The following is a 21198-nucleotide window of genomic DNA, read 5'->3' on the forward strand; positions in this document are numbered from 1 at the left end:
GTAACCCCCGCCCTGAGGGCAAAATTGTTGTTACTCAGCTCAGCCTCGGTGATAAAAAATCTAACTTAACACCCCCATAATAACCAAACCGAAAACATGAGTTCTAAATTTTTTATAGGTATTGCTGCGGCGTTATGCCTATTTGCTGCAAAGCCTGCCCTGGCGCAAAGCTATGATGTGGTAGTTGCTCAAGATGGCAGTGGCAAGTACACCAGCGTTCAGGCTGCAATTAATGCTGCGCCTTCTAATGGCACAAAACCCTATCGCATTTTTATTAAACACGGTGTATATAACGAGAAGCTTACTATCCCACAGGATAAAACCTTTCTGGAGTTTGTGGGTGAGAACGTGGCCAACACCATACTCACTTATGGCGATGGTAAAGGTGGTACCTCGGCTACCATCATTAATGCTGATGATGTGTTTTTTAAGGACCTTACGCTGGTCAACTCACAGGGCGCTATAGCCGATGGCCCGCAATCGCAAGCGGTTAGAACCACGCGAGATAGGGCAGTGTTCTTCAATTGCCGTTTTATTAGCGGGCAAGATACCATGTACCTGGTGCGGGGCAAAACACGCGCCTATTTCCTGGCCTGCTACATTGACGGCAATACCGATTACATTTATGGCGATGCCATAGGCTTGTTTGATAACTGCGTGATCTATGCACGCGATCGTCTGGATGGCAGCACCGGTGGGTACATTACTGCAGCCAGTACCAAACCAGATCAGCCTTATGGGTTAGTGTTTAGAAACTGCTTGTTGCCTGATAATCACGGTATCACCAACTATACCCTTGGCCGCCCATGGCAAAACGACAAGAACACGCGCGATAACGAGCTTCGCCGTGCGCATAACAAAACGGTGTTTCTAAACACTAAAATGGGTAGCTCGATTAAGCCCGAAGGCTGGTCGGCCTGGAACGACGGCACCGACACCACAATTATCACCTATGCCGAGTACAACTCGCGTAAGTTTAACGGTGCACCGGTTGATGTGAGCCGCCGCCGTAGCTGGACACAGCAATTAACTGCCGAGCAAGCCGCTCCATATTTTAAAGACGAAAATATCCTGGGCGACTGGAACCCATTTAAAACCTGGGCAGATTTGCCAGCTAAATCAACTGCCGCCGGTCAACAAGCCATCAGCAACCTGCTGGCGCGTGATAATGGCGGCAATATGTTATTGCAGTTCAATACCAGCTGGCCGGCCAGCGATGCATCGTTTGTGCTTTACAAAAGCGATGATAAAAAGACATTCAAAAAAGCAGACCAGCTGAAAGCTGGTAAAAATGATGTGATAGCTTTTCAGTTTAAAGATAAAGCTCCTGCTGATGGTCAGCATAGTTACTATGTCATCAGTGCAACCCAGGGCAAACAAACTTTTAGCTCTGATACACTTGATGTAAGCGGAGGTAAGTTGTTTCCGATGAAGAAGGGTAGATAAACAATCCTGCATAAACTAAGAAGGCGCCTGTTTGGGCGCCTTCTTAGTTTATGCAGGATGCTCAAATCAATTCCTGGCCTTCACAATCACCACATCAGCAGCGCGGCTGGCAGGGCTAACGTGCAGCTTGGTTACTTTACCTTTTTCTACGTGGGCCTCAATAGTGGTTTGGTAGGGGGCATGCAGTTTAAAGTCGGCTGTCCAATCACTTGGCCAGGCTGGGGTAAGTTGTATGCGTTTGCCATCACATTGGATCAGCATGTTTTGCAAGGTAATCATACCGTCGCCCCCGTTATCCAGATCGGGGATGTAATCATGCGCTGGTTTCCAAAACCATTTGAAACGTTGATCGCCATAGTTGTTAAACTCTGCAATGGCTGCTTTTTTGGCTTCAGATGTTAAACCGAGGATAGAGCTTTGGGTACCATCCTGTCCCCAGCAGGTGTTTTGCGGTGAACGACGGGCGGCATAAGTGTCTTGTGCTAACTCTAAACCTGGTTTACCTACGCCGTAGATGCGGTAAGGGAAGGCCACATATAGCTCGGGGTTTTCTGAGTTTCCTGGCTTGCCATATTTCTCGGCGGGCAAAATAGTTGGTTTGCCATCCGGATCACCCTCGCCCAGCGGTGGCAGTTTCCCTTTGGCGGTTTTGCCCACGGGTATTGGCGGCAGGTCATGCAGTGTCTTTGCCCATGCGGTACGTTGTTCCGCTGTGGTTAAGTCTGAAGGCAGGGCCAAGAGACGCGGAATGATGCTCATTAAACCGGCAATGTCCGGCGTTGGGTTAACGGCTGTAAGCTGATAAGTTTCCAATGATTGAGTTGGCGATATATTGATCTTACCATTAGCATCCCGTTGCCAGTGCAAATCATAATAAGTAACAATGGCATCAGCAAATGGTACCAATGACGCGCGAACAAAGGCTTTATCACCATAGTAATCATACTGATCCAGCATCTGGGCAATTACTTCCAGAGTGCCTTGTATGTGGTACTTCTGCCAGTGACTTACAATTTCGTTAGTAGGGTTATCCTTGCCAAAATCGCCTAAGCGGGGCATGCCCCAAAACTGCATAGTTTCCGGGTAGCTGGCACCAGCATGATGATAGTACAATTGGTTACGGTCTTTTTGGAAAGCCAGCGGTTTGGTATACATAGTAAACCACGGTTGCAACAAGTCGGTATCGCCGGTAGCAATCAGCGGCCAGTAGAGCAGACGATTATTCTGGTTCCAGTAGCTTTCGCCCCAGGCGCGGTAATCTGGCGAGTGGTTGTCTTTATCCTCTTTGCCCTCTGCCATATCATGCCCCACGGTAAACAGGCCGCCATTAAATTTGGCCGGAATTTCGCCGCGCGATGAGGCCGCCACCATGAAACGTTGAATAGCATAGCCTTGCGACACTTTTTGCGCTTCTTCGCTACCAGACACGTGTACCCAGCTACGGTTCCAAAAATCAGCCCACCATTGATCGTGCGCTTTACGGGCAGCGGTTAAATCTATGCTTGAAGCATTGTCCGCCAGTTTCATGATATGCTGATGCCAGCTGGCAGGCGATGCGGCTGCTGTTTCGCCCAATGCCACAATATCCAGGCGTAATGATTGCTGGGCTTTGGCAGATGTTAGTGTGTTTGCATCCGTCTTTACAAATCCTTGTCCGCTTAGTACAGCACCGAAGGCGCGCTGATAAAGCGGGTCCGGGTATTTCTTTAGCAAACTCTCCAGGTGCTCCTGTTTCATCAGGTAAGGGTAGTAGCTATCGGCATTGTAATGGCACCAGGCTACGCGGTTGGCATCGGCCGGGAAGGTAACATCAGGCTTTAGTCTTGGCTGATGTTGGCCGCTCATCACAGCGGCAAAAGATGAATCTTGTGCGAAGGCCGAAATGGGCTCAGTTTTACGCCAAAACTCTGCGGTGGCGCTCATCTTACCGGCTGTTGCCAGTGCTGCCTGTACGTGTACTACCGGGTTGTTGGCATCAATCCAAACAGAGATTTTGTTTTGCCCGCGATTGATCTCTATGCCTCCGCGTTCCAATTGCAGGGTCTGTGTAAAGCCAACGGTATCCGCAAATGGGTTTGGCGCGAGCTTGATACGTACACGGCCCAGTTTTACAATTTGGCCGTTTTCTGCCCAGGCATCAGCCTTGGCCAGTAAAATAATTAGGTCGCCGTTTTGCTCGGTCCACACGTTGGCGGCAATATCGCCATTGCCCAGCGGCATCGAGTCGTTCTCATTAGTGCCCAGCGTGTGCCAGGTAACATTGTTGGCTGTGGGTTGAGGATTGGTAGCAGGTTTCGCCGTTTGCGCCAAGGCTACAGAGCCTAGCGAAAGTAAAGAGAGTGTTAGAAGTGATCTGGAAAGTTTTAAATACATGTAGGATTAATTGGTGTTGTGAATTTAGATAACAAACCTAAATGAAGTGCATAGCCTATAGGTCTATTATTTGCCCGATAAGGTTGAAAAAACATCAGTAACAGGAATGTTGCGTTGGCGGCTGGCAGTTTTTCTGATTAAATGGGCACTTATATTCTGTTTTACTAAATCATTATTAATTTGCCAATGCTTTATCACGACGTAATGAAAATAACCGACGCCATTGATCTGCTTAAATCATACAAAGGGCCAGATAGATTGACTTTCCGCCCACCCGCAAGCGAAGAGCTAATTGCCGGTTTTGAGCAGTCTTTTGGTGTTGCCCTGCCTGGTGATTTCAAAACTTTCTATCGGTTTGCCAACGGCTTTGAAGGAGAGGAGGACATGTTTAATATGATATCTCTTGAAGAGATACACGTAGATAAATCCGATAACAATGGTTTTCCTATAGCCGAATACATGATCTATAGTGATAGCTGGGAACTGCAAGTTAATCCGCTGAATGAAAACGGATATGTAATTTCTTATAGCGGTCTTGAACTAACGCATTCGCTCGGAGAGTTTATTGGCCGTTTTTTAAAAGGAGGAGTGCTTGGAGGTTATGGTCTCTATTTTTGGCACGATGAAATGCGTGCAAAGCACAACGGTCCATCTAAACCAGAGAAGTTTGCAAGGCTCTTAGCTATATTCAGGTGGGGGCTTATTAACCGTATTATCGAAATTGAACAGGTAAAGGACTGGGCAGATCATATAGTACTGACAGAAGAGGAGCCGGACTACTTCTTTATGGAACTATCGATGGCGAAAGATGCTAATGGGGTGATAGCCCTTCTTGATACGCAGAAACGCGAAGAAGATGTGATATTTAGGCGGGTGCTTTTTGGACTGATCTATAATTGTCTTATAAAAGCACCTATAGCCCCTTCGGATGCTATGGATATGCTATATCGCCTCAATTCTATTGATGTTCTTACGTATGCCGAATTTAGCAGTATTATCAATATTGAAGATGCATTTGATTGTGGGGAGATTGAGGCTAAAGATGATATTCTTGTTTTCTTAGAACAGTATAAATCTTTTAGTCTCTTTAATTATGATATGTGGGAGTGTTATAATAGAAAATTAGAGGAAGAGTTTAGTGTTGTAGAACGCGATAATAGTCGAAAAGCTGCCTGGCAGGCATTGGTTTCCAAAGAGAGAGCTAAGCCACTTACCAAATCAAAAGCATTTGCAGTGATTGGATTATTGGCTGTAGTTTTTATGAGCCTGGCTTACTTGGCATCTATGTATCGCGATAGTTTTGGAAACCCAATAGCGTTATCACCAATTATAACGTTACTGCTTATGCTATTCTTTTTATCAGCCAAGGCCACCATAAAAAGGATTTATTAATTAACGATGTGATAGCAAATTCATACTAAACGCCCTGCATCCCCGTTCTAACCCAAACCAGAATCATCATAACTATGAAAACATTAAATAATCTTTTAACCATAGCAGCGCTTGCCGTTGCGCTTACGTTTTCGGCTTGTAAGGCCAAAAAGATAGTTGCTAAAACAGAGCCGAAACCGGCGCCAGCGTCAGAAGCACAACAGGCAGCGCCGCCTGTGCAGCAAGCAGCTCCGGCACAGGCCGAAGAATCAGCTCCGGCTCCGGTAAAAGCTAACTACAGCTTCGCTAACATTCAGTTTGAGTTTGACTCTGGTGTGCTAAAAACCGATTCATACCCCGCGCTGGATAAAGCTGCTGCGGAGATGAAGAAAGATCAGTCGGTAACTTTCCTGCTGGCGGGTAACTCATCTGCCGAGGGTAGCGACGAGCACAATATGATGCTGTCTGTAGAACGTGCCAACGCGGTAAAAACCTACCTGGTAAACAGCGGTGTAAAAGCTGATAACCTGACAGTGAAAGGTTTTGGCGAAAGCAAGCCGATTGCAGATAACAAAACAGAGGCCGGCAGGGTACTGAACCGCAGGGTAGAGATTAAGAAACAATAGTGTTATATCTAGATATAATTGAACGGCCCGAAATGTATATTTCGGGCCGTTTTGTTTTTAGCCGGTCGGCCTCCCAAACATGCGCAGCAGTAAATGTTGAATAAATAGATTTGCTTATCAACGCCAACAATCGTTTACTTTGAAACAAAAAACATCATGCCAGAACTACCCGACCTGCAGGCCTTCAGTCATAACCTTACTAAAAGGCTCAAAGGCAAAACGCTGAAAGAAGTGATTGTGACCGTTGATAAGAAATTGAAAGCATCAGCAACAGAGCTGAACGACGCACTTGCCGGTCATGAGTTAGAAAAAGTGGAGCGTGCCGGTAAAGAACTGCGCATTGATTTTAAAGGCGGCCATAGCCTGGGCCTGCACCTGATGCTCCACGGCAACCTGGCACTATACAACGAGGGCGATGATAAACCCAAATTTGAGATCATTACCCTGGCATTTAAAGACGGCACCCATCTGGCCATGACTGATTTTCAGAAAGCAGCAACGCCAACCCTCGACCCGGAAGAAAGCAAGGTGCCCGACGCGCTGGATGCCGACGCTAGTGCTCTCGCCGCCAGGTTTGCCAAAACTAAAACGCCGGTTAAAACTGTGCTGATGGATCAGAAAGTATTACGGGGGCATTGGCAACGCCTATGCCGATGAAATTTTGTGGCATGCCCGTGTTTCGCCCTTCTCGCCGGCCAATAAAATACCGGCGGATAAGGTGAAAGTGCTGGTAAAGTCTATTAAAGACGTGTTAAACAATGCCCTGGAACAGATATTGAAGGCCCAGCCCGACATCATCAGCGGCGAGGTACGCGATTTTCTGGTGGTGCATCAGCCGCGCAAAAAGGAAACACCGGGTGGCAAAACTATTCATCAGAACGAAATAGGCGGCCGTAAAACTTATTATACCGATGAGCAGGAAGTGTTTGAATAAGTTGCTTCGAACTGATTTGCGCATCTCATAAATCAGCCTTATTTTTAGGGGCTTGCAATTAAAAGCCTACAGCTAGTGAATGATTACCTGCTTTTTATAGATACCGAGGCATCGGGCCTGCCCCAAAATTGGTCTGAACCTTTAACCAATACTGCCAACTGGCCCAATGCCGTACAGGTGGCCTGGGTGCTTTATGATAAAAACAGGAACGAAGTAAAGCGTCAGAACCATTACATCAGCAATAATGATTTTACCATCAGTGCTGATGCGCAGCGCATTCACGGTCTAACGGTTGATTTTCTGGCCACAAATGGCGAGAGCAGGGCAGAGGTGCTAAAAAAGCTGACTGCCGATATAGAGCAATACAAACCCATGCTGGTGGGCCACTTCTTAAAGCTGGATTATTACGTGCTGAGTGCAGACTATAATCGCGAGGAGATGGCCAACCCGATGGATAAGTTGCCGATGTTTTGTACCATGCTTTCAAGCCGGTACCTGGCGCGCAACCCTATGCCTCGGCAAATGCGGTTGGATGAGCTGTATAGTATCCTTTTTCGTACCGAACTGCAAAACTCGCATCAGGCGCAGCATGATGCAGAGGCCACAGCCAGGTGTTTCTTTGAGTTACAGGAGAGCGGAGAGATTAACAGCAAACTGATCCGTGAGCAAAACGCCGATGCTCAAAAGTGGAAAGAACCCACGGTAAATACCCAGGGCTGCTTTATTCCAGCATTAATGCTGGCACTTACCGGCATCATAATTTATCTTTTGATATGAACGAACGCGCAGATTTTCTGAAAACCGTAGCACCCTTTGATACCTTGCCCGACGAGGTGTTAGAGACTGTTGCTGCCCAGTTGCAGGAGATCAGCTTCAAAAAAGATACCATCATTTACCAGGAAGGGGTGTCTAAAATGAAAGGCGTTGATATTATTGTGAAAGGGAGCTATGAGTCTTTCTTTTATGATAGTATGCAAAACAAACGCCTGCCCGAAGAACATGGCCCGGGTTTTTGTTATGGCGGCGTATCCATATTGCTGAACCGCCGCCAATCGTTACGCACGGTGATGGCCACCAAGGGTACGCTGGTTTACTTTCTTCACCGTCGCGATTTCAGGACTTTGTGCCGCACTTATGAATCGTTTTTTCATCATTTCAGCGCCGAGTTTGGTAAACGGATGCAAAACGAGGAGTTTGCGCATTTCTTTAAGCGCCCCGCCAATTTTGAAGAAAGCTACCTGGCTGCAGATCAGCTTTATACGCGGAAGATTGGAAGTGTAGAATACCGGTCAATAGTGCAATGTAAAGATAGTACGCCCATTTTTGAAGCGGCCAAAGTAATGGCTAAGCAAAAGGTAAGCTGCTTGTTTGTAACAGATGATGCCGGTAAAATTATAGGCTATGTAACCGATATTACCCTGCGCGATCTGGTAATTGCCCAAAAGCGCAACCCAGACGACGCTGTGCAAACTATAATGGCCAACCCGGTGGTAAGTGTTGACGCCGGCGCCTATGTGTATGAGGCGTTGCTGATGATGTTCAGCACTAAAACACGTTATCTGTTGGTAGAGCGCGATGGCGAGTTTATTGGCTCGCTGAGCCGGAACAAACTGTTAAGCGAAGAGGCTGAATCGCCGCTGGTGTTTGTGCAGGCAGTAAAATCGGCTGTGTCTGACGAGGAACTGAAGAAGAAATGGGAGGCCGTGCCTGCCTTTGTGAACCAATTGCTGCAACGCGGGGTTAATGCGCAGATAGCCAATCAGGTAATTACCACTATTGCCGATACCATTGCCCAAAAAGTAATAGAGCAGGTAATAGCCGATATGGGCCCACCGCCCGCGCGTTTTGTGTTTATGGTGCTGGGTAGCGAGGGCCGTAAAGAGCAAACTTTTAAAACCGATCAGGATAACGCCATTATTTACGAGGATAAGGCCAATGAGCATAGGGAAGAGGTACGCGCCTATTTCCTGGAACTGGCCGACCGCGTATCTACACGACTTAATAACACGGGCTTTGTATTTTGCAGCGGTGGCTTTATGGCCAAAAATCCTAAATGGACACACTCACTATCGCACTGGAAACGCAATTATGAGTACTGGATGGATGAATCGATTCCCGAAACGGTGATTAATTTCTCTACCTTCTTTGATTGCCGTTCTATTTATGGCGATGAATCTATCATTACCGAACTGCACGATTTTATTAAAGAACTGCTGCAGAAGCCGTTGGATAAGCTCTTCTTCCACATGGCTAAAAATGCGTTGCAGTATGAGCCGCCGCTCACCTTCTTCCGCAATATCCGCACGTTTACTAAAGGCTCTCGCGAGGTGTTTGATATCAAACGAACCATGTCGCCTATAGTAGATATGATCCGCGTGTACGCGCTCAAGCATAGTATCTTCAAGGTAAATACCGGCGAACGTTTAAAAGCGCTTTATGAGAAAGGCATTTTTAACGAGGCCGACTATCATGAGCTAAGTCAATCGTACTATTTCCTGATGAGCATGCGCCTCAAAAAGCAGGCCCGCCAGCTGATGTATGATCATACGGATCCGGATAATTATATTGACATCAATGGCCTTACCAATATTGAACAAGTAACACTTAAAGAAATTTTCAGGGTAATCCAGCAATTCCAGTCGCGCCTGAAAATGAGTTTCACTAATAGCCTACTCGGCTAGTCAGCCATCTTTTTTCTTCTTTTTTCCTCTCAAGGCTACCTCTTTTTGCCTATCGATGAAAAATTAACCGTTGTCTTTGTGTTTTGGAAGTTAATTTAATTTCTATTAGTTAAAACTAATTAATATTAGATAAAATTTTAATTAAAAATTAGGTTTTATTCTAAAAAGTTTTAAATATTGTAAAACAATCCCAAATGGTGGTTGTACTACCTATCCATCTATCTAATTAATGCAATGCCGGTAAGAGACAGAAAATATGAAAACAGACTGCAGTGGCTGTTAGGTCTACTCATCTGGGCTGTAATTTTATGCCAGGTTATCTTTGTGCTTGTTAAGCATCATTAAAGTCTATAACCCGGTAGTTTGGCAGGTTTACCTTCTTTAGGCTGCCGTTATCTTTTCGCCTGATGAAGACGGGGCTATTAGGATAAGTTACGAGCAAAGTCCAGCGCAACAAAATGACCGATGCCCAGGCAAACACTATCCCACAGGGCAGGACGGTTTTGTGCCAATTATGTGTTTAATTTGATGCAAAACCAATGCCTGTAAACCGGGCAACCCAATAATCATTAATATGAACCTTTATTTCAACCGTTTTAAAATATCGGCGTGCTTTTTATCGTGCCTGTTGCTTTTTTGTGGCAAGCAAGCGCACAGCCAGCAAGTAAATACCGAGAAACCCTGGAGTTTCTGGTGGTGGATGGGCAATGCCGTTAACGAGAAGGACATTAAATACAACCTGGAGCATTTTAAAAATGCCGGACTGGGTGGTGTGCACATCATTCCTATTTATGGCGTGAAGGGCACTGAGAAACAGTTTTTGCCTTTCCTGGGCGATAGGTACATGAAGATGGTAAAATATACCATTGCCGAAGCTAAAAAGCTTGGCCTGGGCGTAGATATGACCACCGGCACCGGCTGGCCCTTCGGCGGACCGAATATTACCAAGGCCGAGAGTGCCGAGAAATGGGTGTACAACAATGGTCAGTTTACCGGCACCAGCACCAAACAGCAGGTAAAGCGTGCCGCTCCCGGTGGCGAGGGCTACGTGCTCGATCCGTATAGCGCTCCGCTGATGGAGCATTACTTGGCCAGGTTTGATAGCGCTTTTGCTAAGAAGAACCCCGGTCTGCGCGCCATGTATCAGGACTCGTACGAGGTGTATGGTGCAAACTGGTCGGCCAATTTCCTAACAGAGTTTAAAAAACGCAGGGGCTATGACCTGCGCGATGTTGCCAAAATATTCCTGGATAGTACCGATAATCCACAAGGCCGACTGGTGAAAATGGATTACCAGCAAACACTTTCAGAAATGCTGTATGATGCCAATAAGGTATGGACAGAGTGGAGCACCAAACGTGGGATGATCACCCGCTACCAGGCGCATGGTTCACCAGGTAACCTGTTGGATCTGTATAGTTTAGCTAATGTTCCGGAAACGGAAGCTTTCGGTAGCAGTAATTTCCCTATCCCGGGTTTGCGTGTAGATCATGATTACCGCGATTGGTCATCTGGCAGGCCAAATCCGCTGTTGATGAAGTTTGCTTCGTCAGCTTCGGATTTGTACGGAAAGAAACTGACCAGTTCAGAAACTTTTACATGGTTGGCCAATCACTTTAAAGTATCATTGTCTCAGGCCAAGCCACAGGCTGATGAAGTTTTTACAGCGGGCATCAATCACATTTTCTTCCACGGTACCACTTACTCACCGCAGAATGATCCATATCCGGGTTGGTTGTTCTATGCGTCAACTCACTTCGGGCCAACATCGCATTTTTACAATCAACTACCGTTATTTACCAAATACATTCAGAACTGTCAGCATATTTTGCAAAACAGCAAGCCTGATAACGATGTGCTGATCTATTTTCCAATCCAGGATGTTTGGGCCGAGCAAGGCGGCAAGCTGAGCACGGCCTACCAGTTAGATGCACATCACACCGAGATCTGGCTAAACAGCCATCCGTTTGGCAAACTGAGTGGTCAGTTAAAGAAAGAAGGTTACTCGTTTGATTACGCTTCAGATCGCGTGCTGGGCAACCTGAAAGTAGTGGGCGGTAAACTGGTAGCGCCAGGCGCAAGCTACAAAGTGCTGGTAGTGCCTGCATGTAACTACATGCCGCTGGCAACTTTAGACCGATTGCTGCAGTTGGGCAAACAAGGTGCAACCATCATCTTTGAAAACAATCTGCCTAAAGAAGTAATGGGCTACGGCGATCATGAAGGTAAAACCAAACAGTTTGAGCAGCAAAAAGGTGCCATGAAAGCCGATGAAAGCCATTTCATGGTAACTGGCAATGTAGAGAAAGTGCTGAACGGTAAAGGTGTGTTGCAGGAGATGATAGGGGGCGAGGGCTTATCCTTCATCCGTAAAAATCAGAACGGACATAAGGTATATTTTATAACCAACCTGGGCAATCAGTTTAAAGAGGGTTGGGTGAGCCTGACTGCGGGTGATGCCGCGCATCTTTCAGGCTATGACCCGCTGACTGGTCGCAAGTTTAACTTTGCTGGTCGTAAGCATGGTGCTCAGTCGCAAATCTGGTTGCAATTGCTGCCGGGGCAGTCATGCTTTGTGATGCAGGATGCCGCTACTCATTTGGTAAGCACTGCCGCGCCAAAAGATTACGCCGCGTTTAAGGTAGATACCAAATGGACGCTGCAGTTTTTACAAGGTCGCCCGGCTTATCACCAGTCGTTCCATATTGATACGCTGCAATCATGGACAAATTTGAGCGATACCGCTAAGTTTTATACCGGCACCGCGCGTTATTCGGCATCGTTTAATGTGCCAAAATCTGTTACTGATAAAAAAGATCTGGTGATTGATCTGGGTACAGTTAACGAGTCGGCTTCTGTGAAAATAAACGGTAAGGCTATCGGTACAGCCTGGAGCATTCCGTTCCGCCTTAAGATACCTTCGGGCATGTTGGCTGCGGGCAAAAACACTATTGAAATTACCGTTACCAACTTGTCTTCCAACTATATGCGTGTGTATGATAAAGAGCACCCTGAGTGGAAGAAGTTTTATGATATTAACATTGCCGATATTGCTTATACGCCATTTGACGCATCTAAGTGGCCAATTATGCCTTCGGGTATATCAGCCAACAACTTGAAGATATTGTACAGGTAGAAAGATTGCTACATAGTGAAACTAAAAAACGGTTTAATCGTAAAAAGATTAAACCGTTTTTTATGCGCTGGGTAACGCTGTTGCTTTTATTTCTTTCCGTAAGTTTATTGGCCTTTCAATCTGCAGATGAACTGCATGGTTCTTCTAATTCCCAATCAGATAGTTCGAGGGTTGCTGCATATCTTAATTTAAGTAAGGATTATACAGCAAATCAGCCAGATTCTGCCGTAGAGTATTGCAACCGTGGCCTGCAACTGGCCGAAAGGGAGAATAATCAACATGCGCAGGGTTTGTTTTTGTTGCAACTGGGTATTATCAATAGCACACATCATCATGCGGGCCTGGCGCGTAAGTTTTTTAATGAAGCTATCTCTGTATTCAGGCATCAGCATGATAAAGAGGACTTGGCTAAAGCCTATGATGAGCTTGGTGTTTTGGATGCCGACCAGAAAAACGATAAACAAGCGCTAAGAGAGTTTAACTACTCTATGAATTACTATCGTGACGCGCAGGATACCAGCGGCATCCTGGAGACCTATCATGGCTTAGGCGCCGTATTTGAGCAGGCAGGCGATACTGAGAAGGCGCTAAGCTATTACCTGCGGGCATTGGTGCAGTATGAGCATAGATCAACCAAAAGCGCAGCCTATTTCTCATTGTTGGACAGGATTGGTCATTTATACCTGAAGAAGGGTAATACCCTGATTGCGCTGCGCTATTTGCAGGAGGGGGTTGATAGTAGCAACACGCCTGCCGCACGCGATACCCAGCTTACTATGCTGGATGAAGAAGGTAGTGTTTACGAGCGTGAAGGCCAACGTGATAAGGCCCTGGCTTATTACAAACAGGAGCTACTTGAGGCCAAACGCTATAAGAAACCGGAAGACCAGGTAAAGGCGCTCATTAGTATTGCCAGGGTGCTAAAAGGCAATAACTCGGTGCAAAGCTTACAGGATTTGAAATCGGCCCTGAAAATTGCGTCTGGACTGCACGAGCCACGATTGGAAGCCAGCATTTTTGAGGCTATGGCAGCCGTTTACCAGCAGCAGAATGATTTTCGGGAGGCTATGTTTGCGCTGGAAGAACAGCATCACCTGCTGGACAGTTTGCTCAATGCCGATACCGCTAAAGATATTGTAGCGCTTGATAACAGCTATAAGCTGGAAACATCGCAAGAGAGGATCAGCGATCTGCAGCAGACGAACAAGAAAGAGACCCGCGAGCTTTACCTTGGCTGGGTGGTGCTGGCTGCTACGATTATTATTCTAGGCATCTTTTGGGCCTATTTACGCAAGGTGCGCAAGTTGAATGATGAATTGAAGGCTTCTAACCGGATAAAAGACACGCTGTTCTCTATCATTGGTCACGATTTGAAAGGTCCGGCCGGCAGCGCGGCTCAGATGTTTGCTATTATGGAGACAGAGCATTTCAGCGAGGAAGAACTGCGGGTAATGATTGGCGAACTGCGAAAGCAAACCGAAGCTTCTTTTGATCTGCTTAACGCCTTGTTTGAGTGGGGCAAAGCACAGCTAAATGGCGTAAAGGTAAAAGCCGAAGACGTGAACCTGCAGGAGTTTGCCGAGCGTACGGTGAGTTTGTTATCGTCATCAGCATCGGCAAAAAACATCAGTATTTATAACAACATCCAAACGCCGGCCTGGGTAAATGCAGATCCGCACCACGTAGATTTTGTGCTGCGTAACCTGATCTCAAATGCTATCAAATTTACGTTTGATGGCGGCAGCATCGAAATTAACCTGGAGACTGACGGTGATGCCATCATTTCTGTAAAAGACACAGGTAAAGGCATTAGCGCCGCCCAGCAGGAAGAATTTGCCAAGGGTAATATCGAAGTATCATTTGGTACCAAAGGCGAGAAAGGAAGCGGCCTGGGGCTGTTATTAACCAAAGAATTTATAGCGGCCAATAACGGCCGGGTCTGGTTGAACAGCCGCGAGGGAAAAGGTACTACATTTTCATTCTCGTTACCGTTAATTAAACAGCCCGAGCCTGTGGGTGTATAATATCTACCCGTAAGGCTTTCAGGCCAATTACGCCGGGTAGTTCTTCTACCTCCAAATGCTCAATGGTTTTACCCAAAATGTTTTTGGCTTGCATTGTTGCAATGTATTGCAGGTATTCGGCTTCATCGGCCTCATTGGCATAAACTATGGTGATTTTGCCTACGTCTACAATACGCTCTTGTGTGCCTGCTATATGGGCCTTGTCTATGCGTTTTTTCACCATGGCAAAACGCGCATTATAGGTGCCGTCCACATCAAAATGCTTTTCGTCCATACGGAAACGGATAGACAGCGTAGAGTTGAAAGCCAGTATCAGCGTGGTTACTTCAAGCGGGTAGGGTAGCATCGGTTTTATTTTATGATGCTTGTATTCCATTTCGCAAAGCGTCTGTAACTGCCATAGCCGTAATTTGCGCACATACTCGTCCTGGAAACGTTTGGTAGGCATAATGGAAGCGCCTATGTACAGGTTATGCTCAACACCGTCGGTTTTAAAACGCTCATAATAATGCGGGAATATGGCCTGGGCGTCTTTCTGCTTTTCATCAAGCAGTAAAGTGAGCTTTTGGTTGATGATGGATACCGAAGCATCATACTGCCGGCGATAGTGGAAAAACTCCCCCAGCTCTTTATCCAGCTGATCAAAATAGCCTTCAATTTCTCCGGCCAGTTCATGCCCTTCTTGCTGTGCCCTGCGCAGCATTGGGTTAATGCGTGTTTCTATCAGGTGATGGATGTGCTCTTCTTTATCAGTACGCACGGGCAGTGAAAAGTCAGTGAGGATTTGGGCAAATTCGCCTAAATCACGCATGTCTTCAAGCAAAGCTTCATCGTTAGATAAGTTAAACTTCTGCATTAACGGAATGAGGATATTCAATTGATTGTGAATATCTTTTTGTACACTATAGTTACGAACGTCTGATGATCCGCGGATATCAATCTGTCCGTACAGAGGGTGCACTTCTTCAAAAACAATCTCTTTGAGTACATATTCATTACCCATCTGCCGGTTCTGGATGAACTTCTTGGCCTCATGTCTGAACTTCCATTGCACGCTGGGGTGAATGGTGGTGTACTCATTCTGAATCACTGCCTGGATCTGGTTGTGGTACTCGGTAATAGCCCGATCAATGGTATCGGTAATATACGGCATCACTATGCCCAGTTTATTGGCGTTAACGCTGTGCAGCGCCCGTTTCTCTAACGATACCACTTCTAGTACACCCAACAATACGCCGTTTTTTACTATCGGCGCCAGGATGAAACTTTTGATCTTTTGCTTCACAAAATGTTTGAGCAGTTTACTTTCCGGATATTGCTTAGATAGCGCAACACCGTCAGACACGGCCAGGTATTGCTCTTTAACAATTAATGTTTCAAATGATGACGGCATCAGCATTTCATCGCATTTACACGAGATGTTTTCGCTCAGCATATAGCTTTGTATGCGATGCGTGAATGCGGCAGGGGTAAACTTGTTCTCCTCGTTAAGGTATGAGGTAAAGCCCACTCTGATGCTATTTACGTTGAAGATAGAACGGAAGATGGTCTCTAAATCATTTTTTAACGAGCTGTATTTGGCCGGGTTAAGCAATTTACCTTTCAGTATGGATACCGCGTTCTCAACCGTTGCATCCACCAGGTTCATAATGGCAAAGCCTTTTAGCGTATAACTTTCTTTAGGGAATTTTGATTTCCAAAGCTTCAGGTCATGATAGTTATCCAACAGGTTGTCTATCTCTTCCGGAGTAAGTAATGGGGGCTCGCCGTTAGGCACAATTTCCAGGAAATCGGCATTGTATAAAATGCGGTAATGTTTAATAATGCCCTCAGCATTGGGGATATCATAAAACAACGGTCTGCTAAAATCAAACTTGGTGCCGTACAGCTCGTTGAGGATCAGGCAACAGCTGGTGATATACGATTGATGCTGATCAAAGTCTCTGATGGCAAAAGTAAAATCGGGGCCGGCCGCATTGAGTATTTTTTTGAAACGCTCGGTATGATTAAAGATCAGTTCAATATAGGGCAAACACACTGCCTTGATCTCGTTAAAAGTGAGGGCTGTAGGGAAAATATCTTTTAGCAGACGATGGATGAGCGGTGCATTATCTGTAATCTGCTCCATCTGCTCAATGCCATTGCGCAGTTCTGGGTGTTTAGCTATTTCGGCCAATAACTCCCGGGCTTCTATGGCCTCGGCACCGTCAGATTGGGCTGCAACTTTTTCCAGTCTTTCTATCAATGGGTAAAAAGAGAACTCAATACGATAGGGTGAATCTGGAAAAGCTGGCAGTTTCATGTTTTTCTGTAGTATGGAATCGATGTTGTTTATGATGATGTTATGGTTGCGCGTTATACTTAAACCTGAGTATAGTGCCGGGGGTAATTTTGTCGCCCTCGTTAGAGATATAAAGGTTTCCCTGTTTGTCAAAAACAATGCCTTCGGGCTGTAAAAATGCCGGATGTGTTAATTTATAAACTGATTTTACTTTCCAGTTGCCGTCTGTAACCACCAGCATCTTGTTAACTGACGATAAGATGTACCAATCTTTAGTCAGCGGATGCCTTGCCATGGCAGATGGGCGGAAATCTGTCCGCTGCGTGCCGCTCAGTTTGTCAATCTCCTTTACGTCGATGCTGAACGTGCCGGCTGCTGATAGCGAACCATCTGCACCTACATTGAGCATATACCCATCGCAGATTTTGCGTTGGTGGCCTTCTGCCACGTGTTTGGCTACCATGTAAAGTTTGCCGCCATCAGCAAAAAGGCTTTCGTACTCGCCGGGGGGAATTAGGTTTTTAAATTCCTGTACACCTGATGCCTCAGGTTTGCCCAGCTCGCTGAATGGGAAGGTGTAAAATTTGCCATCGCTGCGCAGCATAATTACGTAGTTGCCGCTTAGGGCTATATCTTCAAAATCGCCAGGCTTGGCAAATTTGGTGGTCTTGGTTTTTTGTTCACCTAACTTGATCTGGTATACTTTGCCCGCTTCGTCCTGCTCGGTATAAACCACAGAGGGGTCAAGGTTACGGAAGGCAATACCGGATATCTCCACCAGTTCATCGGGCATATTGAACTTTTGCGGCGCGTTCAGATTGTAAGGACCGGTTGATTTGGCACTCACTACATTAGTGTTATTGTCACCGTTGTCCTTTGATCTGTCTTTGCAAGAAATTCCTAAGATAAATATCGATACTAAGCTTAATGTCAATAATTTACTCATTTTACCTGTTCGTTTTCTTTAGTAATTCATAAATGGCCTGTTGCGAACTGATGGCTGGTTCTGTATGCTCAACCGGTACGTTTTGTAACTGACTGTTTAGCCAAACGGCCTGCCTGTTATCATGCCATTGAAGATCGAGCATTTGGATCAGTTCCTGCTTTATAGCTACGTTTTTTACCGGAAAGCAGACTTCAATACGGTGGTGTATATTACGGTTCATCCAATCGGCCGAACCGAGATATACTTCTTTGTTACCATCGTTGCTAAACATAAAAACGCGGCCATGTTCCAGGTATCTGTCAACAATGCGTTTGATGGTAATGTTTTCGCTCATGCCCGGTACGCCAGGTATCAGGCAGCAAATACTGCGTACAATCAGCTCAATTTTTACACCTGCTTGTGATGCTTCGTAAAGCTTTTTAATGAGCACCTGTTCTTCCAGGTTGTTGAGTTTGATGCGGATATGGGCGGGTTTGCCCTGCCGGGCAAAAGCAATCTCCCGGTCTATCATCGCCATAAAACGTTGCTGCAAATTAAATTGCGCCACCAGTATCTGCTCAAAGTTGATGGCCGTTGCCGGAGATGGCTTCTCGCGTCGCGCAAGGAAGATGAACAACAATTCCACTTCGCGCAGTATCTCCTTATCGGCTGTGAACAGCACATGGTCGGTATAAAAGCGCGCAGTGCCCTCGTTAAAGTTGCCTGTGGCTAATAAGCCGGTATAAACCATTCGGTTACCATGACGGGTTTTTATGAGGCCTACTTTGGCGTGGATCTTTAGCGCGGTAACACTGTAGATGATCTTTACGCCGGCGTCCTTCATCTTTTTGGCCCATTTCAGGTTGTTGGCTTCGTCAAAGCGGGCTTTCAGTTCTACCACCACCTGTACCTTTTTGCCGTTTTTAGCGGCAGAGATAAGCGCATTGACAATCCGTGAGTCGCTGGCAACGCGGTATAGGGTGATGTAAATTTCTTCTACATCCGGATTGTTTGCCGCCTCATTAAAGAAACGCAGCACGCTTTGGTAAGAGTGATACGGCGTATGGATAATGATATCCTCTTCGGCAATCATTTGCGCCATGGTACGGTTGGTATCAGCGGCACGTTTAAGGGGCGTCCATCGGTCATATTCAGCACCGGATATTTTGATGGGCAAGCTGCCCAGATCTTTCATGTTATGGTACCGGCCGCCCTCAACTGCGTTAGCCTTTTGCATGTTAAATTGCGAACGCAAGGTTTCCAGCAAACGCAGCGGCATACCTTGTTGAAAAAGGAATCGGGTGGCTTTCCCAAGGTCGCGCTTACTCAATTGTTTTTCCAACTGGTCAGACAGGTCTTCACCGTACTCATCGTTAAGATCCAACTCCGCATCACGGGTAATTTTGAAGCTGTAACAATGCGCTACTTTTAAGCCTGGAAAAAGCCGGTTAATGTTAAAACAGATGATGTCGTCTAGAAATATAATAAACTGTCTATCATTTATATTAATGCTATAGAAGCGAGGTAATACTTCAGATGGAATATGCAGGATATAAACTTTTTCTTTACCATCGGCATCAAGCGCCTGAACAATAAAATACAGCTGATTATTCTCTGGGAAAAAGCCCGAATCTTCTGTTAACAATTGTGGTTGCAGGTAGGCCAAAACATCTGTCAGGAAATACTCGTCAACTGCCGGGCGTAGTTCATCTGGCAGGTCTTTATTGTACAGCAGGTGGATGTTTTGGGCTTCGAGTAAAGGCAGTAATTCAGTGGTCAGCACCTGCCCGAAGCGTTTTTGCTGTTGCATAACAATTTGCTCGGCCTGGCGCACGTTGGCGGTTTGCTCGTCAAAGTCAATGTTGTTATCGTCCTTCTCGCTAATCTTTTGTAAGGCTTTTAGCACGGGCATCCGCACTCGGTAAAACTCATCCAGGTTAGATGAAAAGATGCCCAGAAACCGGAAGCGCTCTAAAATAGGCACTTGAGGGTTGGCAGCTTCTTCCAGTACCCGGCTATTGAAGTATAACCAGCTCAGATCGCGGTTAAAAAATTTTTCTTCGATTGCCATTACGCTGGAACTACTTGGGTATTAAAAGCAGCCGCCAGAACAAAGGCCAATACAGAGGCAATTAACCCGAACATAAAGATGTTGTAGGAGATGCGCAGCAGGCGATATTTTTTGCCCAGCACTACGCCCTGCGCGTACACGTCGCGAATGAGGCTACCGTACAGAAACTCGCGGTCTTCCATCATCTTCTCCATACCGTAGGTATAGTCGGCAAGAGACATTTTATAGAAGTTGCCAAAGAACAGCAGATTAACGTGTTTCTGGTTCACATCGTCGCGGGTAAAAGTTCCCGGTGGGATGGAAGGGCGGGTGGAAAGTATGGCAAAGGTCATGGCCAGCAAACTAATGGCCAGCAAGATGCAAGTTGGGATCAACAGGTAATGATACTCATTTAAACGGCGTAGCAGTAAACTGATAATGGCCGAGAGTATAATAGAGTTAACCGTGATCATGATGTGGGCCTTGTTATCGGCCATATCACTCAAGCGCTGGTGGTTACCCGAGCTGATCCTGAACATGGTTTCGATGCCTTTATCGGGGCGATCTCTTTTGCCTTTCTTCTCTTTTTTACCGGTTGATTCAGCTGTATTGCTGTCTGTTTCGGTTGGCAGAATGGTGCTTGTCTGATCTATAACCTGGTCTAACTTGCTATCGGCTTTGGCTTGTTCTTTTTGTGCTTCGGCTTCGTTTTTGGCAATTTTGTCTTTAACCATCTGTATGTTTTTCTCTTTGCCGGCGGTAAGTTTCAGACGGCAATATTCGGTGTGGAAATGGTGCATTTCCAGAAATTCAATAGTCTTTTTATGCCATTCCTGTTTGCTCAGATCCAATCCGTAAAGCAGGTTTACCTCTTTACGTAATTGTTTGTCTTTCTTTTCAAAATCATCTGTACCTAAATGATATACGTCAGCATCGCAAATAATTTCTTCAAGTAAACCGGTAGGTTTTTGCGGCATTTGCGTGGCCATGATGCATTTCTTTACGTCATCAATATCCTCAGCATTGGCCTCATGGGTTTTCAGAAATTCTTCTGCTATGTTAGCGCCATGTGTCTCGTGCTCTTTGACATCGGTCATATAGCCCAGATCATGAAACCAGGCGGCTGCTATGACTATAAAAAACTCGCGGTCATTCAGCTGGTAGTGATTGGCAATTTGCACGGCGTGGTCTACCACATCATTGGTATGGTTCAGGTTATGATAAATGAGATTGTCGCTGTTATGTGTTTGATAGTAGTAGCGCACATATTCGCCAATCTCTTCTAAAAGCTGCTGATAATTCATTTATGTAGATGATTTATAATTCTAAGTTAGGTTAAATTTTCCTCGTA

Annotated in this window: 14 protein-coding genes; 9 read left to right on the forward strand and 5 right to left on the reverse strand. The window is 45.9% G+C overall.

Going from position 1 to position 21198, the window contains the following annotated elements; translation table 11 throughout:
- Window positions 1-96 precede the first annotated feature (96 nt).
- Window positions 97-1446 carry a pectinesterase family protein gene (locus ABZR88_RS07505; RefSeq protein ID WP_107830672.1) on the forward strand — a complete coding sequence of 450 codons (1350 nt, stop codon included), beginning with the start codon at window positions 97-99 and terminating at the stop codon, window positions 1444-1446.
- Between the two features lie 66 nt (window positions 1447-1512).
- Here ABZR88_RS07505 and ABZR88_RS07510 read toward each other — a convergent pair whose 3' ends face one another.
- On the reverse strand, window positions 1513-3819 hold the full coding sequence (locus tag ABZR88_RS07510; protein ID WP_146166597.1) for a DUF5703 domain-containing protein: 2307 nt from the start codon (window positions 3817-3819) through the stop codon (window positions 1513-1515).
- Between the two features lie 204 nt (window positions 3820-4023).
- Here ABZR88_RS07510 and ABZR88_RS07515 point away from each other — a divergent pair, with 204 nt between their 5' ends.
- The 8 genes from ABZR88_RS07515 to ABZR88_RS07550 all read left to right on the forward strand — a co-directional run bounded on the left by ABZR88_RS07515 (window position 4024) and on the right by ABZR88_RS07550 (window position 14591).
- Complete coding sequence (locus ABZR88_RS07515) at window positions 4024-5211, forward strand: SMI1/KNR4 family protein (RefSeq protein ID WP_170113672.1); 1188 nt, start codon at window positions 4024-4026, stop codon at window positions 5209-5211.
- Between the two features lie 74 nt (window positions 5212-5285).
- On the forward strand, window positions 5286-5816 hold the full coding sequence (locus ABZR88_RS07520) for an OmpA family protein (RefSeq protein ID WP_107830678.1): 531 nt from the start codon (window positions 5286-5288) through the stop codon (window positions 5814-5816).
- A 156-nt stretch (window positions 5817-5972) separates the two neighbouring features.
- Window positions 5973-6473, forward strand: coding sequence for a DNA-formamidopyrimidine glycosylase family protein (locus tag ABZR88_RS07525; RefSeq protein ID WP_245917101.1), 501 nt, complete (start codon window positions 5973-5975; stop codon window positions 6471-6473).
- 4 nt (window positions 6474-6477) lie between these two features.
- Window positions 6478-6750: a hypothetical protein gene (locus ABZR88_RS07530; protein ID WP_245917102.1), complete on the forward strand. Its 273-nt coding sequence runs from the start codon at window positions 6478-6480 to the stop codon at window positions 6748-6750.
- Window positions 6751-6825: 75 nt separating this feature from the next.
- Window positions 6826-7527: a 3'-5' exonuclease gene (locus ABZR88_RS07535; protein ID WP_170113673.1), complete on the forward strand. Its 702-nt coding sequence runs from the start codon at window positions 6826-6828 to the stop codon at window positions 7525-7527.
- A complete protein-coding gene (locus tag ABZR88_RS07540) occupies window positions 7524-9431 on the forward strand; it encodes a DUF294 nucleotidyltransferase-like domain-containing protein (RefSeq protein ID WP_107830681.1) in 1908 nt (635 codons plus the stop codon). Before ABZR88_RS07535 ends, ABZR88_RS07540 begins: the two co-directional genes overlap by 4 nt.
- Window positions 9432-10005: 574 nt before the next feature.
- Window positions 10006-12567, forward strand: a complete 2562-nt coding sequence (locus tag ABZR88_RS07545) for a glycosyl hydrolase (protein WP_107830683.1) — start codon at window positions 10006-10008, stop codon at window positions 12565-12567.
- A gap of 62 nt (window positions 12568-12629) precedes the next feature.
- Window positions 12630-14591: a tetratricopeptide repeat-containing sensor histidine kinase gene (locus tag ABZR88_RS07550; RefSeq protein ID WP_146166598.1), complete on the forward strand. Its 1962-nt coding sequence runs from the start codon at window positions 12630-12632 to the stop codon at window positions 14589-14591.
- On the opposite strand, the gene ABZR88_RS07555 is transcribed toward ABZR88_RS07550, so the two are convergent.
- Genes ABZR88_RS07555 through ABZR88_RS07570 form a run of 4 tightly spaced genes read right to left on the reverse strand, consistent with a single transcriptional unit; the run spans window position 14563 to window position 21151 of the window.
- Entirely contained in the window at window positions 14563-16893 is a 2331-nt protein-coding gene (locus tag ABZR88_RS07555; RefSeq protein ID WP_107830687.1) for a GAF domain-containing protein, read from the reverse strand. The genes ABZR88_RS07550 and ABZR88_RS07555 overlap by 29 nt on opposite strands.
- Before the next feature lie 40 nt (window positions 16894-16933).
- The gene (locus ABZR88_RS07560; RefSeq protein ID WP_107830689.1) at window positions 16934-17818 is read right to left on the reverse strand and encodes an SdiA-regulated domain-containing protein; all 885 of its coding nucleotides are present in this window, start codon (window positions 17816-17818) and stop codon (window positions 16934-16936) included.
- 1 nt (window position 17819) lies between these two features.
- Window positions 17820-19868, reverse strand: coding sequence for a polyphosphate kinase 1 (gene ppk1, locus ABZR88_RS07565; protein WP_211309867.1), 2049 nt, complete (start codon window positions 19866-19868; stop codon window positions 17820-17822).
- Window positions 19868-21151 carry a Pycsar system effector family protein gene (locus ABZR88_RS07570; RefSeq protein ID WP_107830691.1) on the reverse strand — a complete coding sequence of 428 codons (1284 nt, stop codon included), beginning with the start codon at window positions 21149-21151 and terminating at the stop codon, window positions 19868-19870. Before ABZR88_RS07570 ends, ppk1 begins: the two co-directional genes overlap by 1 nt.
- Window positions 21152-21198 lie beyond the last annotated feature (47 nt).

The organism is Mucilaginibacter yixingensis (assembly GCF_041080815.1).
GTDB lineage: Bacteria > Bacteroidota > Bacteroidia > Sphingobacteriales > Sphingobacteriaceae > Mucilaginibacter > Mucilaginibacter yixingensis.